The following is a 19,603-nucleotide window of genomic DNA, read 5'->3' as shown; positions in this document are numbered from 1 at the left end:
CTTTCATTTAAAGCGCAAATAAATTGACAAAATGAAAAAAGGTTACTCCAAAGTATCAAAAAGGAAAAACAATTTTAATTGTATCTTTTTACAAATGGTAAAACAGCTATACCTAGATGGTATTAAACAAAAAAAAGAGTAGTTATCAACGAACTACTCTTTTCTTTTTTCTCATTTTTAGCGATAAAAACGATAAATATGGGTAAAATTATCAGTATCTGTTATTTTTAGCTGATAGGCTTGATCACTCAAAGGTAAAGCCTCAACCTCTACTGAAAAACTATTGTTCGTAATAGTATCTACTGTTAATACCGAGGTATTATTTGCGTTATAAACAACAGCCGATTGTATATTTTTATTTGCAGTAACCTCAATTTTATCTACGGGTATATCTTTTGAATCATCCTGTTTGTATTCAAATTCATGATACCTTGTAATCGATACTTTAAATTTCACCTCTTTGAATTCAACAAATGCATTATAGTATCTTTTTCCCATCTCTCTTTGCCCAGCTGCATCAAAATGAATCTCATCAAAAGCATTGTTTGGTTTATCAATTACTGTAGGAAATGCTGGATCCGCATAACGAGTATTATTCACTCGATTAGGTGTGTCTTTAATAATTGCTTGCTGTACCTCTCTACTGGCATTTCTACTTACCCAGTAAGGAACCATTCCTCCTAAAATAAACGGAACCTCCTGTATATTTTGTTGATGAATATCACTTCTCATGTCAGTAATCATTGTATCCAATGTTTCTTGATAGGGAGCCCATCCAACGTTTGCCTCTCCATGATGCCATAAGATGGCAACGACTCTACTTCCATGGATATTATCCAATACATAATTTACGCGTTCTATCGCATCTGTATAAAGATTTCCTCCTTTTTTCCAATTTGCAATACTACTACCTGAATATCCAGCAGGAATAATAAGTACTTTTCGGTTAGAATTTTTCAAAATTTGTGTTGCATATAAATTAGAAAACGTAACTGAAAAACTATTTCTATCCGTACTTTTAGTCCAGAAATCTAGTGCTGGTTTTGCTTTATCAATGCGGTAATCCATCCCACTTTGTCTGTGTATTGCATATACTTTAGCATGCACTGTATCCAACTGTACATCTAAAGGGTATCCATAATGAGTATTGGATTGCCCTGCTACTAAAATTACGTCATATCCTTCACTTGCATCTAAACAAGGATCTACATTTTGTTGTGCAACTGAAATGTTGACAAAAAATAACGTTATAAAAAGGTATAAATATCTCATCTCAATTATTTTTTAATTATTTTAATATGTTCTATCGTATAATCTTCCAATGTAACACGTGCTACATACAAACCAACTGGCAGATTAGCTGTTGCGATAGTTATTTCCGTTTGATTGTACGAATGATTAAACACAAGAGATTGACTGTGGTTATAAATTTCCACCTGTTTAATCTTTTGAATAGATACAAGATTTACAACATCTGTAGCAGGATTAGGAAACAATCTAGTTGCATTAGATTCAATATCGATAGGCTGTTCTGGTACAGCTAAAGTTTGAATAGCTTGAGGTTGTCTATTTGTATCTGTTAAAGTACGATACGCATTAAAATAACGGAATCCCATTTCTCTTTGTCCATCTGAATCGAAATGGATGTCATCAAAACCATTATTTGGTTTATCAATTACCGTTGGAAATTCTGGATCGGCATAACTGGTTTTGCTAACTCGATTAGGTGTATCTTTAATAATTGCTTGTTGTACACCTCTACTCGCATTTCGACTTACCCAATATGGCACCATTCCACCTACAATAAAAGGAATGTCTTGTCCCCCTACTTGATGAACATCGTTTCTCATATCAGTAATCATACCATCAAGCGTTGTTTGATAGGGATTCCATCCAACATTCGCTTCTCCTTGATGCCATAATATGGCCACTAGTTTGCTTCCTGGAACATTATCCAACACATAATTTACACGTTCCATTGCATCATTGTAAAATCGCTTACCTTGGGTCCAATCCGTAATACTACTTCCAGCATACCCACATGGAATAATAAGTACTTTTCGATTATTATCTTTCAGGTAAGTATTGATATACAGATTTGAAAAGGTAGTAGCAAAGCTATTTCGATTCGTTTGTCGTGTCCAGAAATCAAGAACTGGTCCTGCTGGATTGATTCTAAAATTCTTACTGTCGTGTCGTTTTAGTTCATATACACGAGAATTTACCGTATCCAATTGTGCATTAAGTGGATATCCATAATGTGTATTAGATTGACCAGCAACTAGAATGACATCATACGATAGTTCATTAGCATCAAGCGCACAGGTTGTGTCTTGAGCTTGGAGTGCATTACTTCCTAACAAGAGTAGAAAGGCACATAGAAACGTTAGTTTTCTTCTCATTATTTTATATTTTAATTATTTTAACTACAAAAGTATAATATATTTTTAAGTTTTAACAATTTTTAAAATAATATAAATCCATTTTATTTTAAATTATAAAAACATTCTCTAATAGAGATTATATAAGCGAGAAAAATGGCAAAATTTGTTTTGTTTCAAAATCAAGAAATGATTCATAAGTATTAGGTGCACTCTTTATAGATTATGGTAAGTCTAAAAAACTCAGGTAGGATTAGTTTTAGTATTTCGGAATAGGATGTATTGGATACGACCCTTCTCCTTCCTTCGTCAGGATGACAAAACTGGAAGAGATTTTTTAATTTTTCAGGGTGACATACGAATCGGAAAAGTCTACTTAAAAAAACACTCTTTTTGATACTGTCCCCCAAGTTTTGTACTTGATTCGTTACTTCGTATACTACTTTAAAAGGAGGAAAGGGATAAAAACAAAAAAGCCTCCTAAAAAATTAGGAGGCTTTTGAGCCGATAGAGGGACTCGAACCCACGACCTGCTGATTACAAATCAGCTGCTCTAGCCAGCTGAGCTACACCGGCAACTTATTGCCTTGCAATACTTAATTTTCAAAATTTGAGCCGATGGAGGGACTCGAACCCACGACCTGCTGATTACAAATCAGCTGCTCTAGCCAGCTGAGCTACACCGGCGACTCAAATTGCCTTGTAATATTTAATCTTCAAAATTTGAGCCGATGGAGGGACTCGAACCCACGACCTGCTGATTACAAATCAGCTGCTCTAGCCAGCTGAGCTACACCGGCGACTCAAATTGCCTTGCAATACTTAATCTTCAAAAATTTGAGCCGATGGAGGGACTCGAACCCACGACCTGCTGATTACAAATCAGCTGCTCTAGCCAGCTGAGCTACACCGGCGACTCAAATTGTATTGCAATATTTAATCTCGAAAATTTTGAGCCGATGGAGGGACTCGAACCCACGACCTGCTGATTACAAATCAGCTGCTCTAGCCAGCTGAGCTACACCGGCGACTCATTTTTCGAGTGCAAATATAACACGCTTTTTCAATCTTCCAACTGATTCCGCGTGTTTTTTTTCGCTTTATTTTAATTACAAGTTGTTTATTTTTTCAACTAATTGACCTGCAATATTTTCCAACTTTACAAAAACACCTTTAAAATGTGCTTTTTTGTTTTCTACTCCTTTTGCATTGATGTCAACGATCAATTCGTCGAAACTTGTCAATGCTTCTTCAATCAATGCAGATGTTTGCTCTGTAGCACCATCTGTTGTCAATTCGTGGATATAAATTGCTTCAATGATATCTCCCAATACTTGGTGAACATCTTTCTTAAGTCCTCTTACACTTGCCATAATAATTTATTTAAATTTTAAACAAAAGTACATATTATCTTTTCGATATCGGTGGTCTAATCGATATAAATTTCTAACAACGTTGCATGACCAGTTGCAACTAAATTTTTCACTGATGCAGGAATCAATACCGTCTGACCTTTCTTAATTCCACACGTCAAAGTATTAATCTGAAGCTCACACGCCCCTTCTGTACAAACATAAAGGTAAAAGCGATCTAGTGGCTTCTCTATTTCATATCGTTCTTCTAAAGGGATTAAATTAACCGTAAAAAACGGGCACGATACCACAGGGTTTGCTTGATTAATGTCTTTCGTATAAGAAAGTACAACCTGTTTTTTCTCGTAATTAATCGCCTCTAACGCTAAATCTACGTGTAATTCTCGGGTTTGTCCTTCACTATCGACCCTATCCCAATCGTACACGCGATAGGTAATATCAGATGTTTGTTGGATTTCAGCTAACAAAACTCCGCCTCCTATGGCATGAACAGTTCCCGTTTGGATAAAAAAAGCATCACCTTTTTTTACGGGAATCTCATTTAAAATAGCAGGTAATGTCTTGATGTGTAAATGTTGTAAATAATCTTCTTGGGTCACCCCTTCCTTAAAATCTACTACCACTCTAGCACCAGGATCGGCTTGCATGACATACCACATTTCGGTTTTCCCCAAAGAGTTATGTCGTTCTCGCGCTAATTTATCATTGGGATGCAACTGAATCGATAAATCCTCCTTTGCATCTAAAAACTTAAACAACAAAGGGAATTGATATCCAAAAGTCGATACAATATACGAACCTAAGATATCTTCTGGATAGGTTTTAATCAGTTCTTCTAAGCTTTGTCCTTTATAACCGCCATTGGAAACAAGGCTGACATTTTCTGGAACATTCGAAATTTCCCAGCTTTCTCCAATTGAATCAGAAATCTGCTGTTTACCTAAAACAGTATGTAATTTCTCCCCTCCCCAAATTCTATCTTTTAGGATGGGTTCAAACATCATTGGATATTGTATAAAACTCATAGGCTTAACTTCTTCCTCATTTTGCAGTAGTCCACAGAAGGAACACTGCATAAAACAAGACGCAAATGTACAACTTTTAATGAATACTAAGTATGTTAAATCCCCTCCCCTTTAAAAGTTACAAAGTTTCTAGAAGTTTCATATAAAACCACCTCTAAATCTTTATCTTTTTCAATAAAAGGTCTTAATTTTTGCCAAATCACTACTGCAATATACTCTGCAGTCGGAATTAGATTTTTGAATTCTATAACATCCAAGTTTAGGTTTTTATGGTCAAAAGCCTCTTCAATCTCCGATTTTATCAAATCAGACAAGATTTTCAAATCCATCACAAACCCTGTTTCAGGATCAACTTCTCCCGTCACATGAACGATTAATTCGTAATTGTGTCCGTGAAAATTAGGATTATTACACTTGCCAAATACAGTCTGATTTTGCTCATCTGACCAATCTGGACGATGTAAGCGATGGGCTGCATTAAAATGTGCTTTACGGCTAACTGTTAATCTCATGATGTCTTAGATTTTATGTGCTTCGATATGCGGGTAAAACTTAGCAAAAATAATCTTAAACCAAGCAGTATACAATTGAGGATTCGCTTCCATGTCATTTTTCACCTCTTCAATTCCCATCCATTTCCACGCTTCTACTTCTTCAGGGTTAATTGTAGGTTCTCCATTATAATACCCTACCATCACATGATCAAATTCATGTTCCGTTAGCCCATTGTCAAAAGGTGCTTTATAAATGAAATGAAAAACATCTTTTAACTCTACTTCAAATCCCATCTCTTCTCTCAATCGACGTGTCCCAGCTTCGATATTGGTCTCCCCAACTCTTTGATGACTACAACAAGTGTTTGCCCATAATAAAGGTGAGTGGTACTTCTCCGCTGCACGTTGCTGTAACATGATTTCATTTTTATCATTAAAAATGAATACAGAAAACGCTCTATGCAACAAAGCTTTTTCATGAGCCTCTTGTTTGCCCATGGTACCTATTTGTTCATCTTGCTCATTAACTAAAATCACTTGCTCTTCAATCATACCTAGTTTCAAATTTATTTCACTTCCAAAAGTACAAAAAACAAAATAGGAAACCAATGCTCTCAAAGAGTTTAAAAATTGCATTTTCGCTTTGATACTTTCTAAAGATTACTGAAATTCCGAACTTCCCTACATTTTATTTACCTTTGTTTCTTTTGTGAGACCTATGGAAAGATTAATCAAACTCATTTGGGATTTTCGCGGTCCTGATGCTGAAAAAATAGCGGATCATCATGTGATTCATTTACGCGAATTTGTCGCTATGGAAAAACTACCATTAACCCTTATAGACAAGCAAGTACTAAGTGATGTACACAGCATTGCTTATCTCGTTGTTAATGATGAACAAATGCGCACCTTGAGAGATGTATTAAAACCACATCGAGGAGAATTATACGAGCAATAAATACTCCATTTTAAAAAAAGTTATATTTACAATCAACGTTTCTTTATCGTTTAAAAAACGATACATTAATTTATAACATAAAAAATCCAGTGTAGAACTTACACTGGATTTTTTTATTTCTTTCCTTGCGTTTTATATATACTCACAAGGGATTTTTATTCTTAATTTGCTTCTTTTGTAATAAACTGAATGCGCATTAATCGCAATTCTTCCGTATCATATTCACCATCAAATTCGGCCATTGCGGTTTTAATATTATCGGATTCAGAATCCATGAAGTAATCGTAGATTTCTTCTTGTTGATCTTCATCTAATACTTCATCCAACCAATAGTCGATATTCAATTTAGTTCCGGAATATACGATTTGCTCCATTTCTTTCAATAAGGCATCCATATCCAATCCTTTTGCTTTCGCAATATCGTCCAAAGACAATTTACGATCGACACTTTGAATAATATAAAGTTTCAAAGCAGAATTAGCTCCTGTAGATTTTACGACTAAATCATCTGGTCGGATAATATCGTTTTCTTCTACGTAATTTTTAATTGCATCAACAAAATCTTTCCCAAACTTTTTCGCCTTTCCATCACTCACTCCAATGATGTTTGCCATTTCCTCTAAAGTAATTGGATATTTCAAGCACATCTCTTCTAAAGAAGGGTCTTGAAAAACAACAAAAGGAGGAACACCAGCTTTTTTGGCTACTTTTTTACGTAAATCTTTTAAGAGATTAATCAACACTTGGTCAATAACAAGTTCCGCTCTTGGCGCATCATTTTCAACTGCACTATCTCCATCAGCATATTCGTGATCTTCTGTCATCAAGAAAGAAACAGGAGTTGAGATAAAACGTTCCCCTAATTCTGTCAATTTCAAAACGCCGTAAGATTCAATATCTTTTTTGAGATAACCCGCTACGTTTGCTTGTCTAATTAAAGCCAACCAAAAACGTTCGTCTTGATTTTTTCCAGAACCAAAGAATGCTTGTGTATCTGTTTTATTCACTTTCAACAAAGCATTTAACTTTCCTAAAAGTACAAATACAATTTCTTTGGTTTTGTATACCTGTTTTGTTTCACTAATGATCTTCAACACATTTTGAAGTTCATCTTTCGCTTCACTTTTCTTTTTCGGATTGCGAACATTATCATCCATATCCGCACCATCTCCATGTACTTCGTCAAATTCCTCTCCAAAATAATGCAGTAAAAATTTGCGTCTTGACATGGATGTTTCAGCATAAGCGACTACTTCTTGCAGCAAGGCGATTCCAATTTCTTGTTCCGCAATTGGCTTCCCAGCCATGAACTTTTCTAATTTCTCAATATCTTTATACGAGTAATACGCCAAGCACCATCCTTCTCCTCCATCTCGTCCAGCTCTACCTGTTTCTTGGTAATAGCTTTCCAGCGACTTTGGAATATCGTGATGAATAACATAACGTACATCGGGTTTATCAATTCCCATACCGAAAGCAATCGTCGCCACAACCACATCGACATCTTCCATCAGGAACATATCTTGGTGTTTGGCTCTGGTTTTAGCATCTAATCCCGCATGATAGGGAACAGCACTAATTCCATTTACTTGCAATACATTGGCAATTTCTTCTACTTTTTTTCTACTTAAGCAATAAATCACACCTGATTTTCCTTTTCGCTGCTTAATAAAGCGAATAATATCACTCTCAATGTTTTTCGTTTTGGGTTTAATCTCATAGTATAGATTGGGTCTATTAAATGAGGCTTTAAAAACATTAGCGTTGGGAATTTCGAGGTTTTTCAGAATATCCTCTTGTACTTTGGGCGTAGCAGTAGCTGTTAGACCAATAATGGGAATATCGCCTAATTGTCGGATAATATTCCTTAGGTTTCTATATTCTGGCCTAAAGTCATGCCCCCATTCTGAGATACAGTGTGCTTCATCAATAGCGACGAAAGACAGCTTTACCTCTTGTAAGAAGTTGACATACTCTTCTTTGGTTAGTGATTCTGGGGCTACATATAACAATTTTGTTATTCCTTGCTTAATATCTTCTTTTACCTGGTTTACTTCCGTTTTGGTCAAAGAAGAGTTTAAAACATGGGCAATTCCATGCTCTGTAGACAAGCTGCGAATAGCGTCAACTTGATTTTTCATCAGAGCGATCAACGGAGAAACAACGATAGCTGTTCCGTCTAAAACCAATGCAGGTAATTGATAGCAAAGTGATTTACCACCACCTGTAGGCATAATCACAAATGTATTGTGCCCGGAGATAATACTTTTCACCACGTCTTCTTGAAGACCCTTAAACTGGGAAAAGCCAAAAAATCTCTTTAACTCTTTGTGCAAGTCAATTTCAATTGATTTCATTTAATTTTGTATGGTATTTTACATAAATTTGCAGTACCTAAAGATACTAATTTTCTTTGGTGCAATCCTAATATTTAACATTCTAGTCATTTTGAATACACATACCACCATATTAGAGCGAGCAAAAAAAACTTTACTATCTGAAAGTGAAAGCATTAAAAAGCTCATCGACTACCTAACGGAAGACTTTTCAGATGCTGTACAAGCCATTTTAAACTGCAAGGGACGTGTAGTTGTAACGGGGATTGGAAAAAGTGCGTTAATTGGAAGTAAAATTGTCGCAACATTCAACTCTACGGGGACTCCATCTCTCTTCATGCATGCAGCAGAAGCTGTTCACGGAGATTTGGGATTACTTCAACCCAATGATTGTGTGATTTGCATTTCCAATAGCGGAAATAGTCCTGAAATAAAAGTATTAACTCCCTTACTTAAGCGCTTTGGCAATACCCTTATCGCCATCACCGCAAATGAAACTTCATTTTTAGGGAAAAAAGCAGATTATGTTTTACTATCAAAAGTAGACAGAGAAGCGGATCCAAACAACTTAGCTCCGATGGATAGCACAACAGCTCAATTAGCATTAGGCGATGCATTGGCGGCTTGTTTAATTGAATGTAGAAACTTCACAACCAATGATTTTGCCCTTTATCACCCAGGTGGTGCCTTAGGAAAAAAACTACTTTTATTGGTCAAAGATATCTTAAACAATCAAAACAAACCGATGGTTTCACCAACCTCTTCGATTAAAGATGTAATCGTAGAAATCTCGCAAAAACGATTGGGTGTAACGGCTGTAATTGATAATAATACGTTAATTGGCATTATTACAGATGGTGATTTACGCAGAATGTTACAAAATAATACTAGTTTTGAAACCATCCAAGCGAAAGATATCATGAGTGCGAATCCGAAAACCATTGAATCAGATCAATTGGTTTCTCAAGCCTTATCGATATTAGAGGACAATTCAATTACGCAATTAATTGTAACTCAAGCTGGAGAATATCAAGGTATTATCCATTTACACGACATTTTAAAAGAAGGAATAGTATAACAAAATGGCAAAACAAAAAAACTCAGAAAAGGCAATGTCCTTTTTAGACCATTTAGAAGAATTAAGATGGCTATTAATCCGCGCTTCCGTTTTTATTTTAGGAGGGGGAATCATCGCTTTCTTTTTCAGGGATTTTATATTCAATAAAATCATTTTCGGACCAAAGAACAGCGACTTCGTTACCTATCAATTCTTCTGTAAAATTGCACAGTACTTTAATTTTGATGATAGTTTTTGTCAACAAGAACTTCCTTTTGAAATCCAAAATAGAACCATGGATGGGCAATTTTCTGTCATGATGTGGACGTGTATTACAGCAGGTTTCATTATTTCAGTACCTTTTATCTTATGGGAAATATGGAAATTTATTAGTCCAGCTTTATACTCTAAAGAAAAGAAATACGCTAAATTCTTTATTGTTATTTCTTCATTCTTATTCTTTTTAGGTGTTTTATTTGGTTACTATGTAATTACGCCTTTATCAATCAACTTCTTAGTAAACCTTCAAGTAAGTGATGTGGTAAAAAATGATATTGACATCAACTCTTATATTGGGTTAGTAAAAACCACCTCTATCGCTTGTGGACTTATTTTTGAATTACCTATTATCATGTATTTCTTATCGGTTCTTGGTTTAGTTACCCCACAATTTTTAAGAGAATACAGAAAATATGCCATTGTATTAATTCTAATTTTAGCAGCAATCATCACTCCTCCGGATGTGATTAGCCAAATTATAGTTTCTATCCCTTTGTTGATTCTATATGAAATTAGTATTTATATCTCTAAATTTGTTCAAAAGAAACCTAAAACGGAAGTTTTGGCACCAAACAATAATGACTAAGTATGAAATTAAGAGCAGATAATATTGTCAAGATGTACAAAAAGAGAAAGGTTGTAAAAGGCGTTTCTGTTGAAGTAAATCAAGGAGAGATTGTAGGGTTATTAGGCCCTAATGGAGCTGGGAAAACGACTTCGTTTTATATGATTGTCGGATTGGTAAAGCCTAATTTCGGTCACATCTATTTGGACAATATGGACATTACCAGTTTCCCGATGTACAAAAGGGGGCAACATGGTATTGGTTATTTAGCCCAAGAACCATCGGTGTTTCGAAAATTAAGTATCGAGGATAATATTTTAAGTGTACTTCAATTGACCAAGCTTTCTAAACAAGAGCAAGTGGCTAAAATGGAGTCTTTAATTGCTGAATTTAACTTAGAACACATTCGCACAAACCGTGGGGATTTGTTATCTGGAGGAGAACGCAGAAGAACAGAAATTGCTCGTGCTTTGGCTACCGATCCAAAGTTCATCTTACTCGATGAGCCTTTTGCAGGGGTTGACCCTGTTGCAGTAGAGGATATTCAACGTATTGTTGCTAAATTAAAGAACAAAAACATCGGAATCTTAATCACCGATCACAACGTACAAGAAACGTTAGCGATTACAGATAAGACTTATTTAATGTTTGAAGGAGGTATTCTTAAAGCTGGAATTCCAGAAGAACTAGCAGAGGATGAAATGGTTAGAAAAGTATATTTAGGTCAAAACTTTGAATTGCGTAAAAAGAAATTAGACTTCGACTAGGTCTACTAGTACCTGAATGAATTTTAGTGCTCTTTTACTGTAATTAGTAAAATATTGCTACTTTTACTTTTATTCAACTTAACAAAGTTCTACTTTTGCAAAAAAATTAACAATGAAATTAAGAAGCTCATTTGCTGTATTACTCCTCTTAACAGCTGTATTTCTGACGTCTTGTGCGTCCAGAAAGTCAGTAGTTTACTACCAAAACGTAGAAGATGTGTTAACGAACAATAATACAGTTACCAATTTTGAAACACATCTGCAACCAGATGATTTACTAATGATTATTGTATCAGCTCAAGATCGAGAAGCAGCTGCTCCCTTCAACTTGTTAAATACAATGACGACCAACCCCAATAACGCTGCGGGTACAGGTCAAATGCAACAACAATTATATCTCGTAGATAACAAAGGAAACATTGAATTCCCGGTCCTTGGAACGCTTAAAATAAGTGGGTTAACAAAAAAAGAAGCCATTGATTATTTAACGACTGAAATCAGTAAATATATCATTCGCCCTATTGTTAACATGAGAATCATGAACTACAAAGTTACGGTACAAGGCGAAGTAAACAGACCTGGAATCCACACTGTTGTTAGCGAGCGTTTGACGCTTTCTGATGCGATTGCACTTTCAGGAGACATGACTGTTTATGGAAAAAGAGACAATGTTCTTGTGATTCGCGAAGTGGAAGGAAAACGCATTCCTTACCGTGTAGATATGACTAAAGCTGATTTTATTACCTCCCCTTACTATTACTTAAACCAAAACGATATTGTATATGTCGAGCCTAATAAAACAAGAGTAAACTCTTCTGTTGTAGGTCCTAACCTTACTTTAGGTATTTCGGCACTATCTTTATTAGTAACTATAATTGCGCTGTCAACTAAATAAAAGAAATGGAAGGAAAATTCGACAATAGTGAAAATGTAAACATTAATATTCGAGAAGAATTAGAGAAATATATTGTACACTGGAGATGGTTTGTAGTTAGTGTTTTTATTACATTGGTTCTGGCTTTTATCTACCTTCGTTATACAGAAAAGACCTATAAAGTTAATACAACTATTATAGTTAAAGACGAAAAAAGAGGAGGCGGTATTTCTACTGAGCTTTCTGCATTCGCAGATTTAGGAATGCTATCAGGAGGCAAGAGTAACCTTGAAAATGAGACTCAGATTTTATCTTCTCGTACTTTAGCAGAGCGAACAGTGCGTCGTTTACAATTGAATATTTCTTATATCAATGAAGGTCGCGTTGTTAATAGTGAACTTTACAATAATAGTCCTATTGATTTCAATTTCATCGAACGTGTATTTGATTTCGATCAATTGAGCTATACATTCTTTGTAAAAGATATCTCCGATACTTCATTTACACTTTTAGACAAACAAAAAGTTAAGTTAGGTACTTTTGAGTACAATACTCCTATTGAAACTATTTTAGGAAAGTTAATTGTAACAAGAAACCAACCTAAACCAATTTCTACCCTCAAAAAAGGAACTGAAGGAGAAACTGAAGAAAGCGAAGAAATGGAAGATGTCAGCAATATTACTGTTGAAATTAAACCTATTGAAAAAGTAACTGATTACTTTGTTAAAAGTGTTCAAATCGCTCCTACAGATAAGTTTTCTAGTATCCTTGACCTATCGTTATTAAGTCCAACTCCTGCAAAGGCAGTGGACTATTTAGATAACTTAATCACCTTATACAACGATGCTGCTATTGCAGATAAGCGTTATATTTCGGAAAAGACTTCTGAATTTATTGATAGTCGTTTAAAACTCATCACAGATGAATTAAGTGATGTTGAAAAAACAGTAGAAGGCTATAAATCAAAAAATAGCATTACCGATATTCCTACTGAATTAGGATTATACTTGCAAAATGCCAATGTTTATGACAAGCAAATCATTGAGAATGAAACAGAATTAAAAGTAGTTTCTTCTTTGATTGATTTCTTGAGAAGTAGCAAACAAAATGAGTTATTACCGGGTAATATCGTTTCTTCGGATCCGAGCTCTAACTCGTTAATTAATCAATATAATACCTTAGTCTTAGAACGCAATAAGATTTCATCTAGTTCTACGGATTTAAACCCTGCTGTCATTCGATTAGACGATCAAATTTCCGCAATGAAAGCTTCGGTATTAGCGAGTTTAAATCGCTTAGAAAGTTCTTTAAAAATCACGAAGAAGGAATTAGAAAGCAAAGAGTTTGAATTACGTTCAAAACTTTCTCAAGTACCGAGACAAGAAAGAGAATTTAGAATTATCGATAGACAACAAAAGGTAAAAGAAGCTATTTACTTGTACCTTTTCCAAAAAAGAGAAGAAACAGCTATTACTCTAGCAGCTACTGATCTTAATGCAAAAGTGATTGATACGGCAAAGAGTTCAGATAAACCTGTTTCACCTAAAAAGGCAATTATTTTATTAGCGGCCTTAATCTTAGGAGGTTTAATTCCTTTTGCAGTGATTTACTTGCGTTTACTATTGGATACGAAAGTAAAAAATCGCTTGGATATTGAGAATAATACAGATGTACCGTTTTTGGGAGATATTCCGCATTCGGATGATCACGAAAATATCATTGATTTATCTAGTCGATCAAGTTCAGCTGAAGCCTTGCGTATTATACGTACGAACTTAGAGTTTATGTTAGGGAATGTGAAAGAAGGAATGGCTAAAACCATTTTCCTTACCTCAACGTTTCCAAAAGAGGGAAAAACCTTTACCTCTGTAAACTTAGCTGCGACAATTGCACTTTCTGGTAAACGTACGCTTTTAATTGGGATGGACTTGCGTAATCCTCGATTAGATGATTACTTGAATCTACCATCAAAAGGAGTATCAGATTATCTTTTAAGAAAGAATATTGATATTGATCAATTCATCGTAAAAGTGGAAGGATACGAGAATTTCTTTACTTTACCAGCAGGAACCATTCCTCCAAACCCAGCCGAGTTATTGATGGGTAATCCAATTCAGGCGATGTTTACCAAACTAAAAGCAGAATATGACTATATCGTTGTGGATACAGCACCTGTTAGTTTAGTAACGGATACGTTATTGGTAAGTAAATTTGCCGATACCTTTATCTACGTAACACGCGCTAACTACCTAGACAAACGCATGTTAAAACTTCCGACAGATTTACACCGCGAAGGCAAGTTGAAAAACATGTCTATTATCTTAAATGACACAACAACCATGAAAGGATATGGTGGTTATGGATATGGATACGGCTATGGCTACGGTTATGGACACGATGTCTTAGAAGATAAACGTCCATGGTGGAAAAAGCTTTTGAATTTAAAATAATGAAATAAAACACAGAAGGCTGGCATAGAAATATGCTAGCCTTTTTAGCAATATCACTTTTTAAAACCTTCAAAAATAACAATAAAGCAATTTTACTCAGGCATATTATAAACTTAACAATTCTACTGTTATATCACTGAATTACCACGTTTTTTTCAATGCTTATGCTTATATTTGCTTTATAATTTTACTATTTAGACTCAACATATACAACAATTATATTGTTATCATTTAAATTGAACAAAAATGACACAAAATTCTAAAATCCTTTACACGTTTACAGACGAAGCTCCAATGTTAGCTACGTATTCTTTCTTACCGATTGTTCAGGCTTTTGCTCAGACTGCAGGTATTGATGTAGAAACAAGAGATATTTCTTTAGCTGGACGTATTTTAGCAAATTTCCCTGAGTTTTTAAAAGAGGAACAAAGAATTGGCGATGCTTTAGCTGAATTAGGAGAGTTAGCAAAAAGCCCAGAAGCAAACATTATCAAATTACCAAATATTTCTGCTTCTATTCCCCAATTAAACGCTGCGATTAAAGAACTTCAAGCGCATGGATTTGCTGTTCCTAATTATCCTGCGGAGCCTAAAAATGACGAAGAGAAAGAAATCAAAGCTAAATATGCTAAAATTTTAGGATCTGCTGTAAACCCTGTATTGCGTGAAGGTAACTCTGACCGTAGAGCACCAAAAGCAGTAAAGAATTACGCAAAAAAACATCCACATTCAATGGGAGCTTGGGCTACAAACTCACAAACGAGAGTGGCATCTATGGCAGATGGTGATTTTTATGGTACTGAAAAATCAGTAACTGTTGCACAAAATGCTAAATTCAAAATTGAATTTGTTGGTGCAGATGGTTCTACCAAATTATTGAAAGATTATGCTCCTCTTTTACAAGGAGAAGTAATTGACTCAACAGTTTTAAACTTAAATAAATTAAAAGCGTTTGTTTCTGAATGTAAAGAAGAAGCAAAAGCGAAAAATATTTTATTCTCTACACACTTAAAAGCAACCATGATGAAGGTTTCAGACCCTATCATTTTTGGAGCTGTAGTAGAAGGATACTTCGCCGATGTTTATGCAAAATACGCAGCTGTATTTGCTGAATTAGGTATTAGTCCAAACAATGGTTTAGGTGATTTATATGCTAAGATTGCAGGACACGCTTTAGAAAACGAAATTAAAGCTGCTATCGATACAGCTATTGCACAAGGACCAGCTATTGCAATGGTAAATTCAGATAAAGGAATTACAAACTTACACGTTCCTTCTGACGTAATTGTAGATGCTTCTATGCCTGCAATGATCCGTACTTCAGGTCAAATGTGGAATAAAGAAGGAAAACAACAAGATACATTAGCAATTATTCCAGACCGTTGTTATGCGGGAGTATATGAAACTGTAATCGAAGATTGTAAAGCAAATGGTGCTTACGACCCTACAACTATGGGATCAGTGCCAAACGTTGGTTTAATGGCTCAAAAAGCAGAAGAATACGGATCTCATGATAAAACGTTCCAAGCTGATGCAGTAGGATCAATCCGCGTTTCTGATGAAAACAACAACGTGTTCTTTGAACAAGCTGTTGAAGCTGGAGATATCTTCAGAATGTGTCAAACGAAAGATGCTCCAATCCAAGACTGGGTTAAATTAGCTGTGAACCGTGCTCGCTTATCTGAAACACCAGCAATCTTCTGGTTAGATGAAAACAGAGCTCACGATAGAGAATTAATCAAAAAAGTAAACGAATACTTAAAACAATACGATACAACAGGTTTAGACATCCGTATCTTAAGCCCAATTGAAGCTACTAAAGTTTCTGTTGAGCGCATCCGTCAAGGATTAGATACTATTTCTGTAACAGGAAACGTATTGCGTGATTACTTAACTGATTTATTCCCAATCTTAGAAGTTGGTACTTCTGCAAAAATGCTTTCAATCGTTCCTTTAATGAACGGTGGAGGATTATTCGAAACAGGTGCTGGTGGATCTGCTCCAAAACACATCGAACAATTCATCGAAGAAGGTTATTTACGTTGGGATTCATTAGGAGAGTTCTTAGCTTTGGGTGCTTCTTTTGAACACTTAAGCCAAACTCAAAATAATGCAAAAGCATTAGTATTAGCTGAAACATTAGATGAAGCTACTGCTAAGTTCTTAGATAACGATAAGTCACCTGCTCGTAGAGTTGGATCTATCGACAACCGTGGGTCTCATTTCTATTTAGCTATGTATTGGGCTGAAGCATTAGCTACTCAATCGAAAGATGTAGAATTAAAAGCTAAATTTGCACCTATCGCTAAAGCAATGAATGAAAACGAAGCGAAAATTAACGAAGAGTTAATCGGAGCTCAAGGTAAAGCGCAAGAAATTGGTGGGTACTATCAATCAAACCCAGAAGCAACTGCAAAAGCAATGCGTCCAAGTGCTACATTAAATTCAATTATTGATACTATCTAGTCAATAATCTTATATATAAAAAGGCTGTCTTACTCCAAGACAGCCTTTTTTTATCACTATAAAAAAAAGGACTGTTTTTACAACAGTCCTTTTTATTTTTATTATTTAACTCCTAAATAATTACTCGGAGTAATTTGTTTTAATTCTGTTTTTATTGCATCACTTACTGCAAGTGTTTCAATAAAATTGTGAATTGATTCTTTGTTGATTACTGTATTAGTGCGTGTCAAATCTTTTAAAGCTTCGTATGGATTTGGATATCCTTCTCGTCGTAAAATAGTTTGAATTGCTTCTGCTACTACAGCCCAATTTCGATCTAAATCTTCAGCAAATTTATCTGCATTTAGCAAGAGTTTATTCAATCCCTTCAACGTAGATTCAAAAGCGATGATTGTATGTCCCATTGGCACTCCAATATTTCTCAAGACTGTACTGTCCGTTAAATCACGTTGCAATCTCGATAAGGGAAGTTTTGCTGCTAAATGTTCAAAGATAGCATTCGCAATTCCTAAATTTCCTTCTGAATTTTCAAAATCAATCGGATTTACTTTATGAGGCATGGCAGAAGAGCCAATCTCACCCGCTTTAATTTTTTGTTTGAAATAATCCATGGAAACATACGTCCAGATATCGCGATCTAAATCAATCAAAATCGTATTGATGCGTTTCAGTGCATCGAAGAAAGCAGCAAAGTGATCGTAATGTTCAATTTGTGTTGTAGGGAATGAATATTTCAATCCTAAACTCAATTCAACGAAATCCTCTCCAAATTGCTTCCAATCATTTTTCGGATAAGCTACATGGTGTGCATTGAAGTTTCCTGTTGCTCCACCAAATTTCGCAGCAAACGGCACGTTATTCAACAAGCGCAATTGCTCTTCCAAACGTTGTACAAATACTTGAATTTCCTTTCCTAAACGCGTCGGAGAAGCTGGTTGTCCATGTGTTCTTGCCAACATAGGAACATCACTCCACTCTTGGCTTAATTCTTTCAGTTTATTAACTACTGAAAGGAATAAAGGCATATACACTTCATGAAAAGCTTCTTTTGTTAATAACGGAATAGAGGTATTATTGATGTCTTGAGAAGTTAATCCAAAATGGATAAATTCTTTGTATGACTCTAATCCTAAACGATCAAAAGCATCTTTGATAAAATACTCAACGGCTTTTACATCGTGGTTTGTTATTTTTTCTTTTTCCTTAATCCAAAGGGCATTTTCTGCTGTAAAATCTTTGTATAATTTTCGTAACTCTGGAAATAGATTAGGGGAAATCCCACTTAATTGCGGAAGATTATATTCACATAGCGCAATAAAATATTCTACCTCAACTAAAACTCTATATTTGATTAGAGCTTCTTCTGAGAAGTATTGTGCTAAGGATTGGGTTTTACTTCTATAACGTCCATCAATAGGCGATATAGCATTCAGTTCTGTCAGCATCATTTAGATTGTGTTGTTAAGAGACAAAGATAATATTTTTTACGCGGTTTGCTTTTTTGTTTTTTGTGATTTTAATGGGTTTCTGCCTATTATTTCAATAGATACACTATTACATGTTTCTATGTATGAATCAACCTATAATGGGCGAATTTTCATCCACCCCTACATAGGACTCAACGCCATTACATCAGCATTAAATTGCTTTAGACCACTCTTTAATTGCGTCTTTATTCATTTTTACGTAATCTAGATTATTTGCTTTTTCAGCTAAATCTAGTGCCACTTTTGCTGTCGCTACGGCTCCGATTTTATCCCCTGCTTTTGCTTGAATTTGAGATTTCAATCGAACAAAATAGTATGGTACTTTCTCTCCTGATTTATCAATCGCATTATTAATCCACGACAAAGCTTTAGATAGATCCTTTCCTGTCAAATAAAAATACTCAGCTGCGGCATAGTAATCTACGATTTTAGGACCTTCAAAAGTTTCAGTAATGCTTTCCATGGCTAAGTTATCGGTTGGCACTTTGAAACGCACTGGAACTAAACTGCGCTCCCACATGATTTCCAAATCTGCGTAATCAATATTTACGTTATTAATCGCCATGGTAAACGTTTCGAATTTACGGTCTAAGTTTTGCACCTTTACTTTCGTAGATAATGCAATTTTAGATTCATCCCATTTTTCTGGTAATCCCCAATTGTTGGTATCTTTATAAAAAATCACCTCCCACTCCTCTACTTTTGGAATGGTATAAATTGCATACGATCCTTTCTTCAATACTTTCCCGTCAATTTCCACATCATTAGCAAAAGAAACAACTGTATTCATATTGGCACCTGTGCGCCATAAACGTCCATAGGGAACTAAATCACCAAACACCAAACGTCCGCGCATATTAGGTCTAGAATAATCAATTTTGACATCTGTTAGCCCCACTACCTGATGCACTTCTGATTTTGTACTTGTTGGCGGTGTTTGCACTTGTGCTTGCGCAACGGATAAGGCAAATACGGCCAAACTGGTAATAACAAACTTTTTTATCATTTTACTTGTATTTAATGGTCCAATTTATTTTTTGAATTTGAAGGATACAATTTATTAATTAATCCCCTGATTTAGTCTTAAAATA

General features: G+C 35.2%; 16 protein-coding genes and 5 tRNA genes. 7 read left to right on the top strand and 14 right to left on the bottom strand.

Annotation, left to right across the window (positions count from 1 at the left end):
* Positions 1-177 precede the first annotated feature (177 nt).
* From M2306_RS00630 to idi, 11 genes are all read right to left on the bottom strand, one after another.
* Positions 178-1,272, bottom strand: coding sequence for a sialate O-acetylesterase (locus M2306_RS00630; protein ID WP_259190812.1), 1,095 nt, complete (start codon positions 1,270-1,272; stop codon positions 178-180).
* A 5-nt stretch (positions 1,273-1,277) separates the two neighbouring features.
* Positions 1,278-2,402 carry a sialate O-acetylesterase gene (locus M2306_RS00625; protein ID WP_259190813.1) on the bottom strand — a complete coding sequence of 375 codons (1,125 nt, stop codon included), beginning with the start codon at positions 2,400-2,402 and terminating at the stop codon, positions 1,278-1,280.
* Positions 2,403-2,883: 481 nt separating this feature from the next.
* Positions 2,884-2,957 (bottom strand) — tRNA-Thr (locus M2306_RS00620).
* 37 nt (positions 2,958-2,994) lie between these two features.
* Positions 2,995-3,068 (bottom strand) — tRNA-Thr (locus tag M2306_RS00615).
* Positions 3,069-3,107: 39 nt separating this feature from the next.
* Positions 3,108-3,181: transfer RNA gene (locus tag M2306_RS00610), tRNA-Thr, on the bottom strand.
* A gap of 40 nt (positions 3,182-3,221) precedes the next feature.
* Positions 3,222-3,295: transfer RNA gene (locus M2306_RS00605), tRNA-Thr, on the bottom strand.
* Between the two features lie 40 nt (positions 3,296-3,335).
* Positions 3,336-3,409, bottom strand: a tRNA-Thr gene (locus M2306_RS00600).
* 81 nt (positions 3,410-3,490) lie between these two features.
* A complete protein-coding gene (locus M2306_RS00595) occupies positions 3,491-3,754 on the bottom strand; it encodes a hypothetical protein (protein ID WP_259189639.1) in 264 nt (87 codons plus the stop codon).
* Between the two features lie 56 nt (positions 3,755-3,810).
* Positions 3,811-4,779: a type I phosphomannose isomerase catalytic subunit gene (locus M2306_RS00590; RefSeq protein WP_259189640.1), complete on the bottom strand. Its 969-nt coding sequence runs from the start codon at positions 4,777-4,779 to the stop codon at positions 3,811-3,813.
* 95 nt (positions 4,780-4,874) lie between these two features.
* Positions 4,875-5,291, bottom strand: a complete 417-nt coding sequence (locus tag M2306_RS00585) for a 6-pyruvoyl trahydropterin synthase family protein (protein WP_115091413.1) — start codon at positions 5,289-5,291, stop codon at positions 4,875-4,877.
* A 6-nt stretch (positions 5,292-5,297) separates the two neighbouring features.
* A complete protein-coding gene (idi, locus tag M2306_RS00580; protein ID WP_259189643.1) occupies positions 5,298-5,825 on the bottom strand; it encodes an isopentenyl-diphosphate Delta-isomerase in 528 nt (175 codons plus the stop codon).
* 166 nt (positions 5,826-5,991) lie between these two features.
* Here idi and M2306_RS00575 point away from each other — a divergent pair, with 166 nt between their 5' ends.
* Positions 5,992-6,231: a hypothetical protein gene (locus M2306_RS00575; RefSeq protein ID WP_115091414.1), complete on the top strand. Its 240-nt coding sequence runs from the start codon at positions 5,992-5,994 to the stop codon at positions 6,229-6,231.
* A gap of 161 nt (positions 6,232-6,392) precedes the next feature.
* Here the strand turns inward: M2306_RS00575 and M2306_RS00570 are convergent, their stop codons facing one another.
* Positions 6,393-8,588 (bottom strand): ATP-dependent DNA helicase RecQ, encoded by a 2,196-nt coding sequence (locus tag M2306_RS00570; RefSeq protein ID WP_259189644.1) that lies wholly within the window; start codon positions 8,586-8,588, stop codon positions 6,393-6,395.
* A gap of 91 nt (positions 8,589-8,679) precedes the next feature.
* Between M2306_RS00570 and M2306_RS00565 the strand changes: the two genes are divergently transcribed.
* The 6 genes from M2306_RS00565 to M2306_RS00540 all read left to right on the top strand — a co-directional run bounded on the left by M2306_RS00565 (position 8,680) and on the right by M2306_RS00540 (position 17,025).
* A complete protein-coding gene (locus M2306_RS00565) occupies positions 8,680-9,645 on the top strand; it encodes a KpsF/GutQ family sugar-phosphate isomerase (RefSeq protein WP_259189645.1) in 966 nt (321 codons plus the stop codon).
* A gap of 4 nt (positions 9,646-9,649) precedes the next feature.
* Complete coding sequence (gene tatC / locus M2306_RS00560; RefSeq protein WP_115091417.1) at positions 9,650-10,489, top strand: twin-arginine translocase subunit TatC; 840 nt, start codon at positions 9,650-9,652, stop codon at positions 10,487-10,489.
* A 2-nt stretch (positions 10,490-10,491) separates the two neighbouring features.
* Positions 10,492-11,235, top strand: coding sequence for an LPS export ABC transporter ATP-binding protein (gene lptB, locus M2306_RS00555; protein WP_060875189.1), 744 nt, complete (start codon positions 10,492-10,494; stop codon positions 11,233-11,235).
* Positions 11,236-11,347: 112 nt separating this feature from the next.
* A complete protein-coding gene (locus M2306_RS00550; RefSeq protein ID WP_115091418.1) occupies positions 11,348-12,130 on the top strand; it encodes a polysaccharide biosynthesis/export family protein in 783 nt (260 codons plus the stop codon).
* A gap of 5 nt (positions 12,131-12,135) precedes the next feature.
* Positions 12,136-14,559, top strand: coding sequence for a GumC family protein (locus tag M2306_RS00545; protein ID WP_259189654.1), 2,424 nt, complete (start codon positions 12,136-12,138; stop codon positions 14,557-14,559).
* A 246-nt stretch (positions 14,560-14,805) separates the two neighbouring features.
* Positions 14,806-17,025, top strand: a complete 2,220-nt coding sequence (locus M2306_RS00540) for an NADP-dependent isocitrate dehydrogenase (protein WP_259189664.1) — start codon at positions 14,806-14,808, stop codon at positions 17,023-17,025.
* A 101-nt stretch (positions 17,026-17,126) separates the two neighbouring features.
* On the opposite strand, the gene purB is transcribed toward M2306_RS00540, so the two are convergent.
* Positions 17,127-18,470 carry an adenylosuccinate lyase gene (purB, locus tag M2306_RS00535; protein WP_181816730.1) on the bottom strand — a complete coding sequence of 448 codons (1,344 nt, stop codon included), beginning with the start codon at positions 18,468-18,470 and terminating at the stop codon, positions 17,127-17,129.
* Positions 18,471-18,663: 193 nt separating this feature from the next.
* Positions 18,664-19,518 (bottom strand): DUF2911 domain-containing protein, encoded by an 855-nt coding sequence (locus M2306_RS00530; protein ID WP_002987151.1) that lies wholly within the window; start codon positions 19,516-19,518, stop codon positions 18,664-18,666.
* Positions 19,519-19,603 lie beyond the last annotated feature (85 nt).

Source organism: Myroides gitamensis (assembly GCF_029894455.1).
In the GTDB taxonomy this organism is placed as follows: Bacteria; Bacteroidota; Bacteroidia; order Flavobacteriales; family Flavobacteriaceae; genus Flavobacterium; species Flavobacterium odoratum.
Note: the sequence above shows the minus strand (reverse complement) of the source record. Positions and strands in the feature narration are given on the sequence as shown.